Origin of the sequence: Burkholderia perseverans (genome assembly GCF_022870505.1) — a bacterium.
Taxonomy (GTDB): Bacteria; Pseudomonadota; Gammaproteobacteria; order Burkholderiales; family Burkholderiaceae; genus Burkholderia; species Burkholderia plantarii.
In genome coordinates this window covers 1,915,249-1,934,742 of record NZ_CP045093.1, presented here as the reverse complement: position 1 = coordinate 1,934,742, position 19,494 = coordinate 1,915,249, and the positions used below count along the sequence as shown (strand labels likewise).

The 19,494-nt window shown below is 71.2% G+C and carries 4 protein-coding genes; all 4 read left to right on the top strand.

Features of this window, described 5'->3' with window-relative positions; all coding sequences use genetic code 11:
• Positions 1-237: 237 nt before the first annotated feature.
• The 4 genes from BpN12_RS08025 to BpN12_RS08010 all read left to right on the top strand — a co-directional run bounded on the left by BpN12_RS08025 (position 238) and on the right by BpN12_RS08010 (position 19,455).
• Positions 238-1,674, top strand: a complete 1,437-nt coding sequence (locus BpN12_RS08025) for a cupin domain-containing protein (protein ID WP_246791911.1) — start codon at positions 238-240, stop codon at positions 1,672-1,674.
• A 94-nt stretch (positions 1,675-1,768) separates the two neighbouring features.
• Positions 1,769-2,827, top strand: coding sequence for a YqcI/YcgG family protein (locus tag BpN12_RS08020; RefSeq protein ID WP_246791910.1), 1,059 nt, complete (start codon positions 1,769-1,771; stop codon positions 2,825-2,827).
• A gap of 87 nt (positions 2,828-2,914) precedes the next feature.
• Complete coding sequence (locus tag BpN12_RS08015) at positions 2,915-11,446, top strand: non-ribosomal peptide synthetase (protein WP_246791909.1); 8,532 nt, start codon at positions 2,915-2,917, stop codon at positions 11,444-11,446.
• A gap of 8 nt (positions 11,447-11,454) precedes the next feature.
• Entirely contained in the window at positions 11,455-19,455 is an 8,001-nt protein-coding gene (locus BpN12_RS08010; protein ID WP_246791908.1) for a non-ribosomal peptide synthetase, read from the top strand.
• Positions 19,456-19,494 lie beyond the last annotated feature (39 nt).

Sequence of the window (19,494 nt, the reverse complement as noted above, 5' to 3'; positions counted from 1 at the left end):
CGCTGACCTGTGCATGACGATGTCGAACGCCGCGTGTCCCGCTCGCCCGGCCGCGCCGCGCCGGGCCGCCGGGACGAACCGTTCGCGCGGGCCGTCCCGGCGCCCGCTTCGATCCGCCCGCTGCCGCGCCTCCACGCGCGCGGCGCCCGTTGCCGGTGCGTCCGGCCTTTTCCCGCGCTCGCCGGCTCCCCGGCCGCTCCGCGCGCTCTCGTGATTTCTCCCCAAGGAACCTTCGCCATGACGCAAGCCATGCCTTTGCTCTTTGACTTTTCGCCGTTCGTCGGACAAAGCGAACGCCATGTCGAGCTGATCAAGCAGTTTTCCGCCGCCCACGCGTTTCGCAGCGCGCAGGTCAGCGAACTGCTGCTCGACGACGATTTCCACCGCCGGCCGCTGCGCCCCGAGGATTTCGAGTTCCTGAAGTTCCAGAAGCCGGTGCGCATGCACAACGTGAGCCGCCTGCCGGCGCTGGCCTCGGGCCGCACGCTGCTGTCGATCTACGAGCTTGGCGTGGCGCGCCTGCCGCGCAGCGCGGACGCCGACGAATGGCAGCACTTCAGCGGCTTCTACGGCGACGACGTGCAGGTGTTCGGCGCGCAGATCGTGCCGTTCCTCGAAGCCTACGCGTTCGAATACCTGGCGCAGGACCAGACCGTGGACGCCGAGGCGGGCGCCGCGGCCGCGCGCCTGAAGCGCATCATCGACGACGAGACGGCGTTCTGGACCGAGACCTTCGCGCGCCTGATGCGCAACGACTACCTGCAGGAAGGGCTGCGTTTCGTCATGGTGCAGCGCTGGGCGCAGCTGCCGTCCAAGCGCCGCGCGCTCGCGCGCGCCACGGCGAGCGGCTTCCTCGACATGCTGCCCGACGCGCTGCGTCCGACGCTGCACGGCGACCTGCCCGACGACGCGCTGCTCGAGAAGATCGCCGCCTCGGTGGGCGTGACGCGCCAGCAGCATGCGTACTGGCAGTTCTATCTGCCCACCAGCACCGCGAAGTGCAACCTGCTCTATGCGCTCGGCCGCCGTCCCGATCGCGCGTTCGCGTTCGCCGGCGCCGCGTTCGCGGCCGAAGCCGAATGGCTCGCGTTCGGCGCCGCGCTCGAGCGTGCCTGCGCGCACCTCACGCCGGCCGGCCGTCAGCCCGGCGATTTCGAGCGCCGTGCCGGCGCGCTCGTCACGCGTTTCGAGCAGGCCCTGCAAACGATTGCCGAACGCTTCGGCCAGCCCGCCTATGCGCAGGCCGTGCAGGGCACCGCCGCGCACGAGCGGCTGTGCGAGCGCGGCCGCTGGGATCTCGGCGAACAGCTGCTGTGGCTCTCGTCGATCCGCCATTACGTGCGTTTCGCGCATCGGATCAGCGACCGCATCGACGTCGAGTGCCCCGGCATCGACCGCGAGACCTTCGTCGAGCCGTTCGAGATGTGCTCGACCACCCACGTCCACAACGATCACCGCCTCGTGACGATCGAGGAGGGCGAGATGCTGTTCTGGGGCAACGTCGGCATGCAGCTGAAGATGAACGTCGGCGACAAGGTGCTGATTCCCGATGGCCGCCTGCACGGCTCCACGGTGCTCTCGGGCGAATGCACGTACCACCAGCCGATCATTCCGGACGACTGGGTCAAGGCGCTCGTCGCGGAACTCGAGGCCAACTCGAACGCATCCGCCTGAGTCCTGCCCGGCAGGCATCCGCTTTGAATGGTGGGCCGCGCATTCCGTGCGGCCCGGCACGCTCGCCCGCGCAGGCGACGAACGAGGATATGAAATGCGATCAACCGAGGACAAGGTCAACGTGATGCCGCAACCCGACGTGGCGACACCCGGCAGCGAGGGCTTCGATCCGGGCGACTGGAAGAGCCGCATCATCGCCGGACGCGCGCTCGGCGCCGCCGCAAACCCGCCGGCCTGGCTCGACGCGTCGTATGAGACGCTGCGCAAGCAGGTGATGCACCCCGAATATCCGTGCTTCTTCGGCACCATGGCCGAGAAGCGCGGCGAGATGTTCTACGCCTTCGTGAACGGCAAGGACATCTCGCAGCTGCCCGCCACGATGCAGACCTTCGCGGAACTGGCGCTGCGGCCCGAGTACCGCAAGAACAACATCGCGGTGTTCTTCGAGCCGGACCCGGAGCCGCTCTCGCACGACGCCTACCATCAGCACTTCTGGCAGATCCTGCAGCACCTGCACGACGTCGATCCCGATCCGAAGGCCGACGCGCAGCCCGATCCGTCCGACGGCGACTGGGAATTCTCGTTCGCGGGCGTGGAAACCTTCGTGGTCTGCGCGTGCCCGTCGTTCCGCTCGCGCCACAGCCGCAACCTCGGGCCGGGCATGGTGCTGCTGTTCCAGCCGCGCAGCGTGTTCGTCGACACCATCACCAACAAGGTGATCGGCCGCGAGGCGCGCAACCAGGTGCGCAAGCGCCTGGAAACCTGGGACGAGGTGGCGGCGCATCCGGACCTGGGTTTCTACGGCGACCCCGGCAACCTCGAATGGAAGCAGTACTTCCTCGATGACGCGAACCTGCCGGCCGACGACCGCTGCCCGTTCCTGAAACGTCAGAAACAGAACGCGGAGGCCGCCCGCGCCGCGTTTGGTCAGGCACCTGCCGTGGACGTGGTGATCGCCGCCGACTTCGCGCCGTCGCACGCGGGCGTGGTGCAGGCGCGGCCCGCCGCGGCCGACGAGGCCGGCGCGCGGCACTGGCAGCAGCACCGCATCGTGGCGCAGCAGGACCAGTACGGCGCGGTGTCGGCCTGGCAGGGCCAGGACCATCGCCACGGACCGCAGGCGCGCGAGCGTCACGAGTTCGGCGAGGAATGACGAGGGCCGGGCGCGCAGCGCGCCCGGATCGCCGCGCATGACGCGGCGCTGTGAGGAAGCAGGGCGAGAGGCAGGGCGAGGGACGAAATGGCAGAGAACATGATCGAGCGGTTGCGCTCGCTGGCCGTGCAGCGCGGGACCGACACCGCGCTGGTGACCGTCGACGCGCACGGCGACACGCGCTACGACTACGCGGCGCTCGAACGCCGCGCGATCGCGCTGGCCGCGCTGCTGCGCGAGCGCGGCGCCGGCGGGCAGGCGGCACGCGTGCTGCTCGCGATGGACAGCGGCATCGACTACGTCGCCGCGTTTTTCGGCTGTCTTTACGCGGGCGCGATCGCGGTGCCGGTCTATCCGCCCGAATCGCTGCGCGGCCAGCATCTCGCGCGGCTCGCCGCGATCGCGGCCGATGCCGACGCCGCGTTCGTGGTGACCACCGGCGCGCTGGCCGGGAAGCTCGGCGAGGCGTTCGCGCGGATCGCGCCGGGCGCGGCCTGCATCGAGATGGACGGGCTCGATCACGCCGGTGTCGACGCGCGGGCGTTCGTGCCATATGCCGCCGCGCCCGCCGACATCGCGTTCCTGCAGTACACCTCCGGCTCGACCTCGACGCCGAAGGGCGTGATGGTCACGCACGGCAGCCTGTGGGCCAACGAGATCGCGATCCGCGAGGGGCTCGGCGTGACGGCCGACGACGTGTTCGTCAGCTGGCTGCCGCTCTATCACGACATGGGCCTGATCGGCACGCTCTCGCAGCCCGTGTTCAGCGGGATTCCGCTGGTGCTGATGTCGCCGCAGTTCTTCCTCGAACGGCCGGTGCGCTGGCTCGAGGCGATCGCGCGCCATCGCGGCACGATTTCCGGCGGTCCCGACTTCGCCTATCGGCTCTGCGCCGACCGCATCGGCGACGAAGCGCGCGCCGCGCTCGACCTGTCGAGCTGGCGGCTCGCGTTCTCGGGTTCCGAACCGGTGCGCAAGGCGACGCTCGATGCGTTCGTCGAACGCTTCGTGCCGCAGCGCTTCGATCCCGCCGCGCTGTTCCCGTGCTACGGGCTCGCCGAGGCCACGCTTTACGTGTCCGGCGTCGGACGCGGGCGTGGCGCGCGCGCACCCGGTTTCGATCCGGCCGCGCTGGAAGCCGGGCGCGTGCTGGCCGACGCGGCCGGCACCGAGCTGGTGTCGTGCGGCACGCCACCGAGCGGCCACGAGATCGCGATCGTCGAACGCGAGAGCGGCGCGGTGCTGGCCGCCGGCGCGATCGGCGCGATCGGCGAGATCCTCGTGCGCGGCCCGAGCGTCGCGGCCGGCTACTGGCGGCGCGCCGATGCGACGGCTGCCAGCTTCGTCGAGCGCGACGGCGCCGTCTGGCTGCGCACCGGCGATCTCGGCTTCGTCCACGACGGCGAACTCTTCGTGGCCGGCCGCATCAAGGATCTGCTGATCGTGCGCGGCCGCAATCTTTATCCGCAGGACCTGGAGCTGGCGATCGAGCGCGACGTCGAACTCGTGCGGCGCGGGCGCGTGGCCGCGTTCGCCGTCGAGGTGCAGGGACAGGAAGGCATCGGCATCGCGGCCGAGGTGTCGCGCAACGTGCGCAAGATCGCGACGCCCGAGGCGATCGCGGCCGCGCTGACCGAGGCCGTCGCGATCGCCTGCGGCGAGCCGGCCGCCGTGGTCGTGCTGCTGAACCCGGGCGGCCTGCCGAAGACGTCGAGCGGCAAGGTGCAGCGCGCCGCCTGCGCGCGCGGCTGGCGCGATCGTTCGCTCGATGCCTATGCAACGCTCGTGCAGGGTCAGCGCATCGACGCCGCGGCGGATCCGGCACCGGCGAGCGGCGGCGCGCGCAATGCTGCCGCAAGCGCGGCAAGCGTCGGTATCGAATCGGAGCTGGCCGCGATCTGGCGCGAGCTGCTGCCGGCCGTGCCGGCGCAGCCGGCCGGCTCGGCGAGCTTCTTCGCGCTCGGCGGCAGCTCGCTCGCCGCCGTGCAGGTGGCCGCGGCCGTGCAGGCGCGCTGGGCGATCGACTACACGGCGCGCGACGTGTTCACTGCGCCGACCTTGCGGGCCGCGGCCGCGCGGATCGGCGAGCGTCTCGCGCTCGGCAAGGCAGCGCCGGCCGTCGCGTTCGCGCCGCTCGACGCCGAGGCGCGCCGCGTGGCGATCGCCGCCGATGCGCAGCGCAGCCTGTGGCTGACCTGGCTGCGCGATCCGTCCAGCGCCGCCTACAACATGAGCGGCGAGCTGCGGCTCGACGGCGTGCTCGACGCCGAGGCGCTGCGGCTCGCGCTCGGCGACGTGGTGCGCGAGCACGACGTGTTGCGCGCGCGTTTCGAACTCGGCGACGAGGGCGAGGCGCTGCAGATCGTCGAGGCCGAGCTTGCGATCGCGCTGCCGCTGAGCGTCTGCGAGTCGGCCGCCGAGCTCGACCGCGTCACGCGCGACGTCGCGCAGGCACCGTTCGATCTCGAAACCGGGCCGCTGCTGCGCGCGCATCTGGTGCGGACCGCGCCGGACTCGCATCGGCTGCTGATCGCGCTGCATCACATCGTGGCAGACGGCTGGTCCGTGAACGTGCTGCTCGACGCGCTCGCCCGGGCCTACTCGGCCCGCATGCGCGGGGCGGCTTCGGCTTCCGGTTCGACGCCGACGAATGCGCCGGCGTGGCAATACACCGACTATGTGGCCTGGGAGCGTGCCTCGCTCGGCGAGGCCGCGCTGCAACGGCAGCTCGACTACTGGCGCACGCAGCTTGCCGGCGACGGCGATCCGGCCGCCGCCGCGCGCCTGTTCGCACGGCCCGCGAGCGGGGGGAGCGGCGCGCAGCGCGGCATTGAATTCTCGCTGCCGCGCGAGGTGGCCGCGAAGCTGAGGCGCTTCGCGGCCGAGCGGCACGCGACGCCGTTCATGGCGATGCTGGCCGTGCTGAACGCGGTGCTGCACGACTTGAGCGGACGCGACGAGATCCGCGTCGGCGCGCCGGTTTCGCTGCGCAAGCGGCCCGAGGCGCAGGCACTGATCGGCTATTTCATCAACGTGCAGGTGCTGCGCACGCGCCTCGACCCGCAGCGCGGTTTCGCGGCGCTGCTCGATGCCGTGCGCGACACCGTGCTGGCCGCGCACGAGCATCAGGACGTGCCGTTCGACCGGCTGGTGGGCGCCTTGCTGCCGAACCGCGCGAACGGCGACGAGACGCTGTTCCAGGTCAAACTGACCGAGCAGCGGCCGTTCGATACGCGCCGTTTCGCGCCGCTCGACGCGCAGCTGCGCGTGCTGCTGAACGACGCGCCGCACTTCGATCTCGCACTCGATTTCACCGACAACGGCGCATCGATCGACTGCCTGCTCGCCTATGACGACGCGGTGTTCGACGCCGCGTTCGTGGCGCGCTTCGTGGCGCGTTTCGCGACGTTCGCGGCACGGCTCGTCGAGGCGCCGGCACTGCCGCTCGAACGCGCGGTGCCCGACGCCGTGGCGGCGGCCGATGCCGGCGGGGCGGATGCACCGGACGGGCGCGATGCCGACGACCTACTGACGCGGTGGGACGCCAACGTGGCGCGCGACGGCGCCCGGCTCGCGCTGCGCGACGGCGACCGCGGGTTGTCCTATGCCGAACTCGACGCGGCGGCCGACGCACTGGCCGCGCGGCTCGTCGCGCTCGGCATCGGCACGGAGGCGCGCGTCGCCGTGCTGGCCGAACGCTCGATCGAGCATGTGCTGGCGATGCTGGCCGCGCTGAAGGCCGGCGCGACCTGGCTGCCGCTTGATCCGCGCGCGCCCGCCGCGCGCCTGTCGGCGCAGCTGGCCGACAGCGGCGCGGCCGTGCTGCTGCACGCGGTGCCGCTGCCGGGCGGCGTGCAGACGGCCGCGGCCGTACCGCTCGCGTTCCATCACGAGACGCCGGCCGCCGCGCGCGCGCCGCACGTCTCGCCGGCGCTGCGCCATCCCGATCGCGCCGCCTACCTGATCTACACCTCGGGTTCGACCGGCGAGCCGAAGGGCGTGGTCGTCACGCATCGCGCGCTCGCAAACTACGTGCGCGGCATGCTTGCCACGCTCGACGCGCCGAACGATGCCTCGTTCGCGATGGTCTCGACGCCGGCCGCCGACCTCGGCCACACGACGCTGTTCGGCGCGCTCGCGTCGGGCCGCACGCTGCATCTGATCGCGCCGGACCTGGTGTTCCAGCCCGACGCGTTCGCGCGCTACATGGCCGCGCATCGCGTCGGCGTGCTGAAGATCGTGCCGAGCCATCTGGCTGCGCTGCTGTCGGCCGCGCAGCCGGAGCAGGTGCTGCCGGACGACGCGCTGATCGTCGGCGGCGAGCGCACGCCGGCCGCGCTGCTGGCACGGATCACCGCGCTCGCGCCGGCCTGCCGCGTGTTCAACCACTACGGCCCGACCGAAACCACGGTCGGCGTCGCGATGCACGCGTGGCCGGCCGATGCCGCGCCCACACGCGACCTGCCGCTCGGCCGCGCGCTGCCCGGCATGCGAATCCATCTGCTCGACGCGAACCTGGCGCGCGTCGCCGACGGCGAGGACGGCGAACTCTATGTCGGCGGCCCCGGCGTGGCGCGCGGCTATCACGGGCGCGCGGGGCTGACCGCCGAGCGCTTCGTGCCCGATCCGTTCCTGGCCGGCGAGCGGCTCTACCGCACCGGCGATCTCGGCCGGATCGGCGCCGACGGCCTGCTCGAATACCGTGGCCGCGCCGACGATCAGGTCAAGGTGCGCGGTTATCGCGTCGAGCCGGCCGAGGTCGAGCGCGCGCTCGCGGGTATCGACGGCGTGCGCGGCGCGGCCGTGCTGGCGCACGAGGCGCCGGGCGGCACGCGGCTCGCCGCGTTCGTGGTGGGTGGCACGCGCGGCACGGTGCTGCTGGACGCCGCCGCGCGCGTGCTGCCCGACTACATGGTGCCGGCCGACGCGATCGCGCTCGAGGCGCTGCCGCTGAACGCGAACGGCAAGCTCGATCGCGCGGCGTTGCGCGTGCAACTGGAAGCGCATCTTGCGAAGGCGTCGGACGCCGATCCGGCCGTGGCCGGGGCGGCGGCGCAGTCGCCCGACGCGCCGCAGGACGACACCGAGCGCATCATTGCGGCGATCTGGGCCGACGTGATCGAGATCGACGTCGGCCGTATCGGTCGCAGCCGGAATTTCTTCGAAGTGGGCGGCGATTCGCTGCTCGGGCTGAAGGTCGTGGCGCGCGCGCGCAAGGCCGGCATCACGATCACGCCGAAGCAGCTGTTCCAGCGGCTGACGCTCGCGGAGCTGGCCGGGAAGGCGATGGCGGCGAGCGCGGCGAAGGCGGCCGGCAGCGTCGTCAATAACGCGTCGGCTTCGGCAGCCGGTGCAGTCGATCCGGCTCGCGCGGCCACGGCTCCGGCCGGTTCGTCCGAACTCTCGGCGATTCCGCGCTTGCCGGCCGATGCGCGCTTGCGTGGCCCGGCGTCCTACGCGCAGCAGCGGCTCTGGTTCCTGTGGCAGCTGGCCCCCGCGAGCCGCGCGTATCACGTCTCGGGCGGCCTGTGGCTGACGGGCGAGGTCGATGCGGCGGCGCTGCGCGACGCGTTCGCGGCGATCGTCGCGCGACACGACGTGCTGCGCACGCGCTTCGTGGCGAACGCGTCCGGCGACGTCGATGCCTGGATCGACGAGCAGGTGTCGATCGACTGGCGCGACGAGACGGTGGCGGGCGGTGGCCTCGAAGCGGCGGCGCGCGCGCTGGCCGACGAGCCGTTCGACCTCGGCGCGGGGCCGCTGTTGCGCGCGGCGCTGTATCGCGAAGCGGCGGCGGGCGCCAGCCGCCAGTTGCTGGCTGTCTCGATGCACCACATCGTCTCGGACGGCTGGTCGGTGCAGGTGCTGCTGGAGGAACTGGTCGCGTTCTATCGCGCGCGAGTGCTGGGCGAAGCGGCGCCGCTGGCGGACCTGCCGATCCAGTATGCCGATTACGCGGCGTGGCAGCGCGACTGGCTCGATGCCGGCGAACGCGAGCGCCAGCTTGCCTACTGGAAGACCACGCTCGGCGATTCGCATCCGGTGCTGTCGCTGCCGATGGACGGCGTGCGAGGCGCGCAGGCCGGCTATACCGCCGGCCGCCACGCGCTGACGCTGCCTGCCTCGCTGGCGCAGGCGGTGAAGGCCTGCGCGCAGCGCCGCTCTGCCACGCCGTTCATGGTGCTGCTCGCGGCGTTCCAGGCGCTGTTGCATCGCTATGCCGGGCAGGACGACATCCGCGTCGGCGTGCCAGTGGCGAACCGCCACCGCGTCGAGACCGAGCGGCTGATCGGCTTCTTCGTCAATACGCAGGTGATGCGCGCGAGCTTCGACGGCGACGACACGCTCGGCAAACTGCTCGACAGCCTGCGTGACGCGACGACTGGCGCGCAGGCGCATCAGGATCTGCCGTTCGACGTGCTGGTCGAGGCGTTGCGCCCCGAGCGCAGCCTCAGCCACAGTCCGCTGTTCCAGGTGATGTTCAACCATCAGCGGCGCGACTGGCGCGTGCTCGACGGTTTGCCGGGTCTGACGATCGAGCCGTGCCGGCTGCCTGCGCCGATGGCGCAGTTCGAGCTGGTGCTCGACACGCGCGAGGATATGGATGGCACGCTGACGCTCGAATTCAGCTATGCACGTGAGCTGTTCGCCGAGGCGACGATCGCGCGTCTGGCTGCGCATTACCAGCGCTGCGTTGCCGCGATCGTGCAGGGTGATCCGAACGCGCGTATTGCTGATATCGCGCTGACCGACGATGCCGAGCGCGCGACGCTGGACGCGTGGAGCCGCAACGATACGAACTATGACGAAATCGAACCGGTGTTCCATGCGTTCGAGCGTCATGCGGTGGCGTATCCCGACGATGAAGCGCTCGCGTTTGGCGATGCGACGTTGACCTATGCCGAACTGAACGCACGCGCGAACCGTCTCGCGCATTGGCTGCGCATGCGTGGCGTCGGTGTGGAGTCGCGCGTCGGCATCTCAGCCGAACGCTCGCTGGAACTCGTGATCGCGCTCTACGCGATCATGAAGGCGGGCGCGGCTTACGTGCCGCTCGATCCGTCCTATCCGGCGGACCGGATCGCGGCGATGATCGACGACAGCGGCATCGGCTTGCTGCTCGCGCAACGCGATATCGATCTGCCGTCCCGTGATGGTGTCGAGCGCATCGATCTCGACACGCTCGATCTGTCCGATGCCTCACCGCTCCCGTCCAACAATCCGGACGTGAAGCTCGACGGCGCGAACCTCGCCTACGTCATCTTCACCTCAGGCTCGACCGGGCGCCCGAAGGGCGTCGGCAACCGCCATGATGGCCTGTCGAACCGCCTCGTCTGGATGCAGCGCGAATATGGATTGCAGCGCGGCGAGACGGTGCTGCAAAAGACGCCGTTCAGCTTCGACGTGTCGGTGTGGGAATTCTTCTGGCCGCTGATGGTGGGCGCGCGGCTCGCAATCGCGGCACCGGGCGCACATCGCGATCCGGCGGAACTGGCGAAGACGATCGTGGCGCATCGCGTGACGACGTTGCATTTCGTACCGTCGATGTTGCAGGCATTCGTGGCGAGCGAAGCAGAGGCAACCGCATGCGGCGCGACGCTGAAACGTATCGTGTGCAGCGGCGAAGCACTGCCGGCCGACCTGCGCGAACGCGTGGCGAACGTGTTGCCGAGCGTGGGCCTGTTCAACCTGTATGGCCCGACCGAAGCGGCAATCGACGTAACCGCATGGACCTGCGTTGATGAAGCGGGCCGAGCGGTGCCGATTGGCCGGCCGATCGCAGCGACGCAAACCTGGGTGCTCGATGCACGGCTGAACCCGGTGCCACCGGGCGTGCCGGGCGAGCTGTATCTTGGCGGCGCGGGCCTCGCACGCGGTTATCTGGGGCGTCCGGACCTGACGGCCGAGCGCTTCGTGCCGGACCCGTTCGCAACCGTACCTGGCGCACGGCTGTACCGCACCGGCGACCTCGCGCGCTGGCGCACGGACGGCGCGCTCGATTATCTGGGCCGCGTCGATCATCAGGTGAAGATTCGCGGGTTGCGGATCGAGCTTGGCGAAATCGAATCGGCGCTGACGGCACTGGTTTCGGTACGCGAAGCAGTGGTAATAGCACTCGACGGCAAGCTGATCGCCTACGTAACGAGCGAAGCATCCGAAACACTCGACCCGGCAGCGCTTCGCACCGCGCTATCCACGCGCCTGCCCGACTACATGGTGCCGTGGCGCATCGTGGTGCTCGATGCATTGCCGCTGAATCCGAACGGCAAGGTGGACCGGCGTGCACTACCAGCACCGGAAGCCGCAACCGACGACAGCACGAACCACGAACCCCCGCAAGCCGGCATCGAAACCGAACTCGCCGCGATCTGGGCCGAACTGCTCGGCACGACGCGCATCGGCCGCCACGACAGCTTCTTCGATCTCGGCGGGCATTCGCTGCTGGTCGTGCGCCTGAACGCGCGGATCGGCCTGGACCTGAACGCGAGCCTGCCGCTCGCCACGCTGTTCGACGCGCGCACGCTGGCCGTGCAAGCCGAGGCCATCGAACGCGTGCGTGCCGCGCAACCCGGCGACGACACGCTGCGTGACCTCGATCTCTTTATGGATTCGCTTTGAACGCACTCATGGACAAGACCACGGCCGCCCGCATCGCCGCGCGCTTCATCGAGCTGACGCCCGACAAGCGACGCCTGTTCTGGGAAAAGATGCAGGCGGACGGCGTGAGCCCCGCGCAGTTTCCGATCCTGCCGCGCGCGCGGCAGGCGGGGCCGGTGACGGTCTCGTATGCGCAGCGCCGTCAATGGGTGCTGGCGCAACTGTCGCCGGAGAATCGTGCGTATCACATCTCGGGCGGCCTGTGGCTGACGGGCGAGGTCGATGCGGCGGCGCTGCGCGACGCGTTCGCGGCGATCGTCGCGCGACACGACGCGCTGCGCACGCGCTTCGTCGAGAACGAGGCCGGTGAAGTCACGGCCCATGTCGACGCGCAGGTGACGATCGACTGGCGCGACGAGACGGTGGCGAGCGGTGGCCTCGAAGCGGCGGCGCGCGCGCTGGCCGACGAGCCGTTCGACCTCGGCGCGGGGCCGCTGTTGCGCGCGGCGCTGTATCGCGAAGCGGCGGCGGGCGCCAGCCGCCAGTTGCTGGCTGTCTCGATGCACCACATCGTCTCGGACGGCTGGTCGGTGCAGGTGCTGCTGGAGGAACTGGTCGCGTTCTATCGTGCGCGCGTGCTGGGCGAAGCGGCGCCGCTGGCGGACCTGCCGATCCAGTATGCCGATTACGCGGCGTGGCAGCGCGACTGGCTCGATGCCGGCGAACGCGAGCGCCAGCTCGCTTACTGGAAGACCACGCTCGGCGATTCGCACCCGGTGCTGTCGTTGCCGATGGACGGCGTGCGAGGCGCGCAGGCCGGCTATACCGCCGGCCGCCACGCGCTGACGCTGCCTGCCTCGCTGGCGCAGGCGGTGAAGGCCTGCGCGCAGCGCCGCTCGGCCACGCCGTTCATGGTGCTGCTCGCGGCGTTCCAGGCGCTGCTGCATCGCTATACGGGGCAGGACGATATACGCGTCGGCGTGCCCGTCGCGAACCGCCACCGCGTCGAAACCGAGCGGCTGGTCGGCTTCTTCGTCAATACGCAGGTGATGCGCGCGAGCTTCGACGGCGACGACACGCCGGACACGTTGCTCGAACGGCTGCGCCAGGAGACGGTCGGTGCGCAGGCCCATCAGGATCTGCCGTTCGACGCGCTGGTGGAGGCGCTGCGCCCCGAGCGCAGCCTCAGCCACAGCCCGCTGTTTCAAGTGATGTTCAACCAACAGCGACGCGACTGGCGTGTGCTCGACGGCTTGCCGGGCCTCACGATCGAGCCGCATCGCCTGCCGACCACGATGGCGCAGTTCGAGCTGATGCTGAACACGCACGAGGATGCGGACGGCACGCTGACGCTTGAATTCAGCTATGCACGCGAACTGTTCGCCGAGGCGACGATCGCGCGTCTGGCCGCGCATTACCAGCGCTGCGTTGCCGCGATTGCGCAAGGTGATCCGGATACGCGCATTGCCGATATCGCGCTAACCGATGATGCCGAGCGCGCGACGCTCGACGCATGGAGCCGCAACGATACGAACTATGACGAAATCGAACCGGTGTTCCATGCGTTCGAACGTCATGCGGTGGCGTATCCTGACGATGAAGCGCTCGCGTTCGGCGACATGACGTTGACCTATGCCGAACTGAACGCACGCGCGAATCGCCTCGCGCATTGGCTGCGCACGCGTGGCGTTGGTGTGGAGTCGCGCGTCGGCATTTCGGCCGAGCGCTCGCCGGAACTCGTGATTGCGCTCTACGCGATCATGAAGGCGGGCGCGGCTTACGTGCCGCTCGATCCATCGTATCCTGCCGACCGAATCGCGGCGATGATCGACGACAGCGGCATCGGCTTGCTGCTCGCGCAACGCGATATCGATCTGCCGTCCCGAGACGGCGTCGAGCGCATCGATCTCGACACGCTCGATCTGTCCGATGCCTCACCGCTCCCGTCCAACAATCCGGACGTGAAGCTCGACGGCGCGAACCTCGCCTACGTCATCTTCACCTCAGGCTCGACCGGGCGCCCGAAGGGCGTCGGCAACCGCCATGATGGCCTGTCGAACCGCCTCGTCTGGATGCAGCGCGAATATGGATTGCAGCGTGGCGAGGCGGTGTTGCAAAAGACGCCGTTCAGCTTCGACGTGTCGGTCTGGGAATTCTTCTGGCCGCTGATGGTGGGCGCGCGGCTCGCGATCGCGGCGCCGGGCGCACATCGCGATCCAGCGGAACTGGCGAAAACGATCGTGGCGCATCGCGTGACGACGTTGCACTTCGTGCCGTCGATGTTGCAGGTATTCGTGGCGAGCGAAGTGGAAGCCGCAGCGTGCGGCGCGACGCTGAAACGTATCGTGTGCAGCGGCGAAGCACTGCCGGCCGACCTGCGCGAACGTGTGGCGAGCGTGTTGCCGGGCGTGGGCCTGTTCAACCTCTACGGCCCGACCGAAGCCGCCATCGACGTGACCGCATGGACCTGCGTCGATGAAGCAGGCCGCGCGGTACCGATCGGCCGCCCGATCGCGGCGACGCAAACTTGGGTACTCGATGCACGACTGAACCCGGTGCCGCCGGGCGTGCCGGGCGAGTTGTACCTCGGCGGTGCGGGTCTCGCGCGTGGTTATCTGGGGCGTCCGGACCTGACGGCCGAGCGCTTCGTGCCGGACCCGTTCGCAACCGTACCCGGCGCGCGGCTCTATCGCACCGGCGATCTTGCGCGCTGGCGCACGGATGGCGTGCTCGATTATCTCGGCCGCATCGATCATCAGGTGAAGATCCGCGGGCTGCGGATCGAGCTTGGCGAGATCGAATCGGCGCTGACGGCGTTGCCCTCGGTACGCGAAGCGGTGGTGGTGGCGCTCGACGGACGGCTGATCGCCTACGTAACGGGAGACGCATCCGAAGCGCTCGACCCGGCAGCGCTACGCGCCGCGCTGTCCACACGCCTGCCCGACTACATGGTGCCGTGGCGCATCGTGGTGCTCGATGCGCTGCCGCTGAGTCCGAACGGCAAGGTGGACCGGCGCGCGCTGCCGGCGCCGGAAGCCGCAACCGACGACGGCACGAACCACGAACCCCCGCACGACGGCATCGAAACCGACCTCGCCGCGATCTGGGCCACGCTGCTGCGCGTGCCGCGCGTGGGCCGCCATGACGATTTCTTCGACCTCGGCGGCGATTCGATCCTCGCATTGCAGATCGTCGCGCGGGCGCGGCAGGCCGGCTATCGGCTCCACGCACGGCAGATCTTCGAGCAGTCGACGATCGTCGAACTCGCGGCGGTGGCCGAGCCGATCGGGCGCGCCGATGCCGGCACCGCCGACACGGCCGCCGAGGAAGCCGCCGCGCTCGCCGAAGGCGCCGCGGTGCCGCTCGTGCCGGTGCAGGCGTGGTTCCTGTCGAAGCCGCTCGCGAACCGCAATCACTGGAACCAGTCGGTCCTGCTGCATCTCGATGCGGCGCCCGACGCCGGGCATCTGGAGCAGGCGATACAGGCCGTGGTGGCCGCGCATCCGTCGCTGCGGCTGCGCTTCGCGCACGACGCCGCCACCGGCTGGCGCCAGTGCCTCGCCGCGCCGGACCGGGAGCAGGATCGGGCGCCGCTGGTCGCGACCGTGACCGGCGTACCGGCCACCGGCATCGATGCGGCTTGCGACACGATCCAGGGCGCGCTCGACATCGGCGCCGGCCCGCTGCTGCGCGCGCTCCTGATCGGCGTGGCGGACGGCAGCTGGCGTCTTGCGATCGCGATCCACCATCTGGCCGTCGACACCGTGTCGTGGCGCATCCTGCTCGACGATCTGCATCGCGCCTACCGCCAGCTGGAGGCGGGCGAGGCGCTGGCGCTGCCGGCACCCACGCTGTCGTATCCGCTGTTCGCGCGCCGTCTGCACGAGGCGGCACGGCGCCCCGAGATCACCGCGAGCCTCGACTACTGGCGCGCGCTCGCCGACGTCGACGGCACGCTGCCGTCGCGCGCCGCAGCCGAAGGGGCCGCACAGCCGCAAGCCGGCTCGGCGTCCGTCAGTCTCGATGCCGAGACCACGCGCCGCCTGCTGCAACCGGCCTGCGCCGCATACCGCACCACGATCGCGGACCTGCTGCTGGTGGCCACGGGCCGCGTGCTGTGCCGGTTCGCGGGCCGCGAGACGCTGCGCATCGACGTCGAGGGCCATGGCCGCGACGCGCCCGTCGGCGACGCGGACCTGAGCCGCACGGTCGGCTGGTTCACGAGCCTCTATCCGATGGCACTCGCGCCCACCGGCGAACTCGGCGCCGCGATCAAGCGCGTGAAGGAGGCGCGCCGCGAGGCGCCGCACGGCGGCACGAGCTTCGGCATGCTGCGCCACGCCGGCGACGCGCCGCAGCGCGCGGCGCTGACGTCGATCGGCGACGCGGACGTGCTGTTCAACTATCTCGGCCAGCTCGACGGCTCGCTCGGTACGGCCGACGCAAACGGCAACGAAGGAACGAACGCGCCACGCACCGGCACCTGGCGGCTCGCCGCCGAACCGGGCGGCCGGCCCGTGGCCGCGGCCAACGCGCCAACGCATGCGCTCGACATCGCCGCGCAGATCCGCGACGGCGAGCTGCTCGTGACGTTCCGCCATCCGGGCGGCGACCGCTACGACGCGGCCACGCTCGACACGCTGGCGGCCGGCCTGCGCGCCGAACTGGCCGCGCTGCTCGACCACTGCATGAGCGGCGCGGCCGGCCTCACGCCGTCCGACGTGCCGCTCGCGGCGATCGACCAGGGCCGCCTCGACGCGCTGCCGGTGGCGCCGGCCGATCTCGTCGATCTCTATCCGCTCGCGCCGATGCAGGCCGGCATCGTCTTCCACAGCCTGCTCGGCGCGCAGCAGGGCGCCTACGTCAACCAGTTGCGCGTGGACGTGGACGGGCTCGACGCGGCGCATTTCGAAGCGGCCTGGGCGGCTGTCGCGACGCGCCACGAGATCCTGCGCACCGGCTTCCTGTCGTTTGACGACATGCCGCGCCAATGGGTGACGCGCACCGTCGACACGCCGTTCCTGCTGGCCGACTGGCGCGACAGCGCGGCGGACAGCCTTGACGCGCGCCTCGACCGTTTCGCGGCCGACGATCTCGCGCGCGGCTTCGATCTGGCATGCCCGCCGCTCTGGCGCGTGGCGCTGCTGCGCACCGGGCCGGCGCGCCATCACGTCGTCTGGACCTTCCATCACGCGCTGCTCGACGGCTGGAGCGCCGCGCAGCTGCTGGCCGAGGTGCTGGCGACCTACGGCGGCACGCCGCCGGCCGGCACGCCGCCGCGCTATCGCCGCTTCATCGGCTGGCTCGCCGCGCAGCCGCGCGAGGCCAGCGACGCCTGGTGGCGCGAGCAGACCGCGCGCCTCGACGGCCCCACGCTGCTGGCCCGATCACTACCGGCGCCGGCCGCCGGCGCCGCGCCGGTGGCGCGCCACGGCATCGTGCGGCTGGTGTGCGACGCCGAGCGCAGCGCAAGGCTCGCCGCGTTCGCGAAGGCGCGGCGCGCCACGCTGAACACGCTGGTGCAGGCCGCCTGGCTGCTGCTGCTGCAACGCTACACGGGCCAGCGCAGCGTGAGCTGCGGCGCGACCGTCGCCGGCCGCCCCGACGCGCTGCCAGGCGCCGAACAGATGCTCGGCCTGTTCATCAACACGATTCCGGTGATCGGCGCGCCGCTGCCGTCGATGCGCGTGAGCGACTGGCTCGCGGCCGTGCAGCGCGACGGCGTGGCCGCCCGCGAGCATGAACACCTGCCGCTCGTGGAGATCCAGCGCCGCGCCGGCATCGACGGCGGCCAGCCGCTGTTCGACACGCTGGTGGTGTTCGAGAACTATCCGGTCGATGCGATGCTCGACGAGGCGTCGCCGCACGGCCTGCGCTTCTCGGGGCTGCGCAACGAGGACCGCACCAGCTATCCGCTGACGCTGTCGGTCACGCACGGCCGCCCGTCACGCGCGGCCACCGCCGGCCAGGCCGACCTGCTCGACATCGAGTTCGCCTACGCGAGCGACCTGTTCGCGCCGGCGCAGGTCGAGCGGCTGGCCGCCCAGCTGGGCGCGCTGCTCGACGCGTTCGCGGCCGATCCGGAGGCCCGGCTCGGCGCGCTCGATCCGCTGCCGGCCGCCGAGCGCGCGCAACTCGCGCAATGGGGGCGCGGCGCCGAGACCGGCGCGCTGCCGCCCGTGCATCGCCGGATCGCCGCGCAGGCCGCGCGCCGGCCCGAGGCGGTGGCGCTCGTCCACGACGGTGCTTCGCTCGACTACGGTACGCTCGAGGCGCGCGCGAACCGCGTCGCGCATGCGCTGCGCGCGGCCGGCGTCGGCCCCGACGTGCGCGTCGGCATCGCGATCGAGCGCTCGCTCGGCATGATCGTCGCGATCCTCGGCGTGCTGAAGGCGGGCGGCGCCTACGTGCCGCTCGATCCGTCGTATCCGGCCGAACGCCTGACGATGATGATCGAGGACAGCGGCATCGTGCTCGCGCTGACCGAAGGCGCGGGCGCCGCCGAGCGCGAACGGATGCCGGTGGCCACGCTCGACCTTGCCGAACTCGTCGCCGAAGCGGGCGGCTATGCCAGCTCCGTGCCGCCCGACGCGGTGGAGGCGGGCCATCTCGCCTACCTGATCTACACCTCGGGCTCCACCGGGCGGCCGAAGGGTGTCGGCATCACGCACGACGCGCTGGCGCGCCACACCGAAGTGTCGATCGCGATGTTCGGGATCGGCGAGACCGACCGCGTGCTGCAGTTCTCGACCTTCAACTTCGACGGCTTCGTCGAGCAGGTCTTCCCGACGCTCGCCGCCGGCGCCACGCTGATCGTGCGCGGGCCGGAGCTGTGGAGCACCGCGCGCTTCGCGGACGAGGTCGCGCGTGAGCGGATCACCGTGGCCGACCTGACCACGGCCTACTGGAACGCGCTGGCGCAGGATTTCGCGGCGCGGCCCGAGGCGCGCGCCAAGCTGGCCACGCTGCGCCGCGTCCACGCGGGCGGCGAGGCGATGCCGGCCGACGGCGTGCGCGCCTGGCGCGCGGCGGGGCTGGCCGGCGTGGCGCTCGCGAACACCTACGGGCCGAGCGAGGCGACCGTCACTGCCACGTTGTTCGATTGCGGCGCGCTGGCCGCTTCGGGTGCGGACGTGCCGGCGCAGATTCCGCTCGGCGGCCCGCTGCCGGGCCGCACGCTGGTGGTGCTCGATGCGCAGGGCAACCTCGCACCGCTCGGCGCGGCCGGCGAGCTGGGTATCGGCGGGCCGCTGCTCGCGCGCGGCTATCACGATCGCCCGGGGCTGACGGCCGAGCGCTTCGTGGCCGATCCGTTCGCGGCGCTGCCCGGCGCGCGGCTCTATCGCACCGGCGACATCGTCCGCTGGCACGAGGACGGCACGCTCGCCTACCTCGGCCGCGCCGATCATCAGGTGAAGATCCGCGGCTTCCGGATCGAACTCGGCGAAATCGAAGCGGTGCTGCTCGACGATCCGCGCGTGCGCGAGGCGGCCGTGATCACGCGCGACGGTCCGAGCGGGCTGCGCGTGCTGGCCTACGTGGCGCGGGCCGCGGGCGTGGCGGTAGAGGGCACTGCGCTGCGCGCGGCGCTGGCCGCGCGGCTGCCCGACTACATGGTGCCGGCCGCCGTGGTGGTGCTTGACGCGCTGCCGCTGAATCCGAACGGCAAGATCGACCGCGCCGCGCTGCCGGAGCCGGTGGCGCAGGCGAGTGACGAGACCGGTGGCGAGGCGCCCGCGCTGCCGCGCGGCGACACCGAGATCGCGCTGGCCGGCATCTGGTCGCGCGTGCTTGGCGTCGAGCCGGTGCGGCGCACCGATCGTTTCTTCGAACTCGGCGGCCATTCGCTCGCGGCGATGCAGGCGCAGTCGTCGATTCGCGCGAGCCTCGGCGTGGACGTCGCGCTGGTCGAGCTGATGCGCAATCCCTCGCTCGAAGCGCTGGCGGAGGCGGTCGATGCGCTGCGTGTGCCGGCCGCCGGGGATGCGTCGCTGGCTGCCGAGCTGAACGACATCCTCGCGGGTCTGTAGGTGCCCGCGCGGCACCGCCAATGAAAAACTCGCCCGATC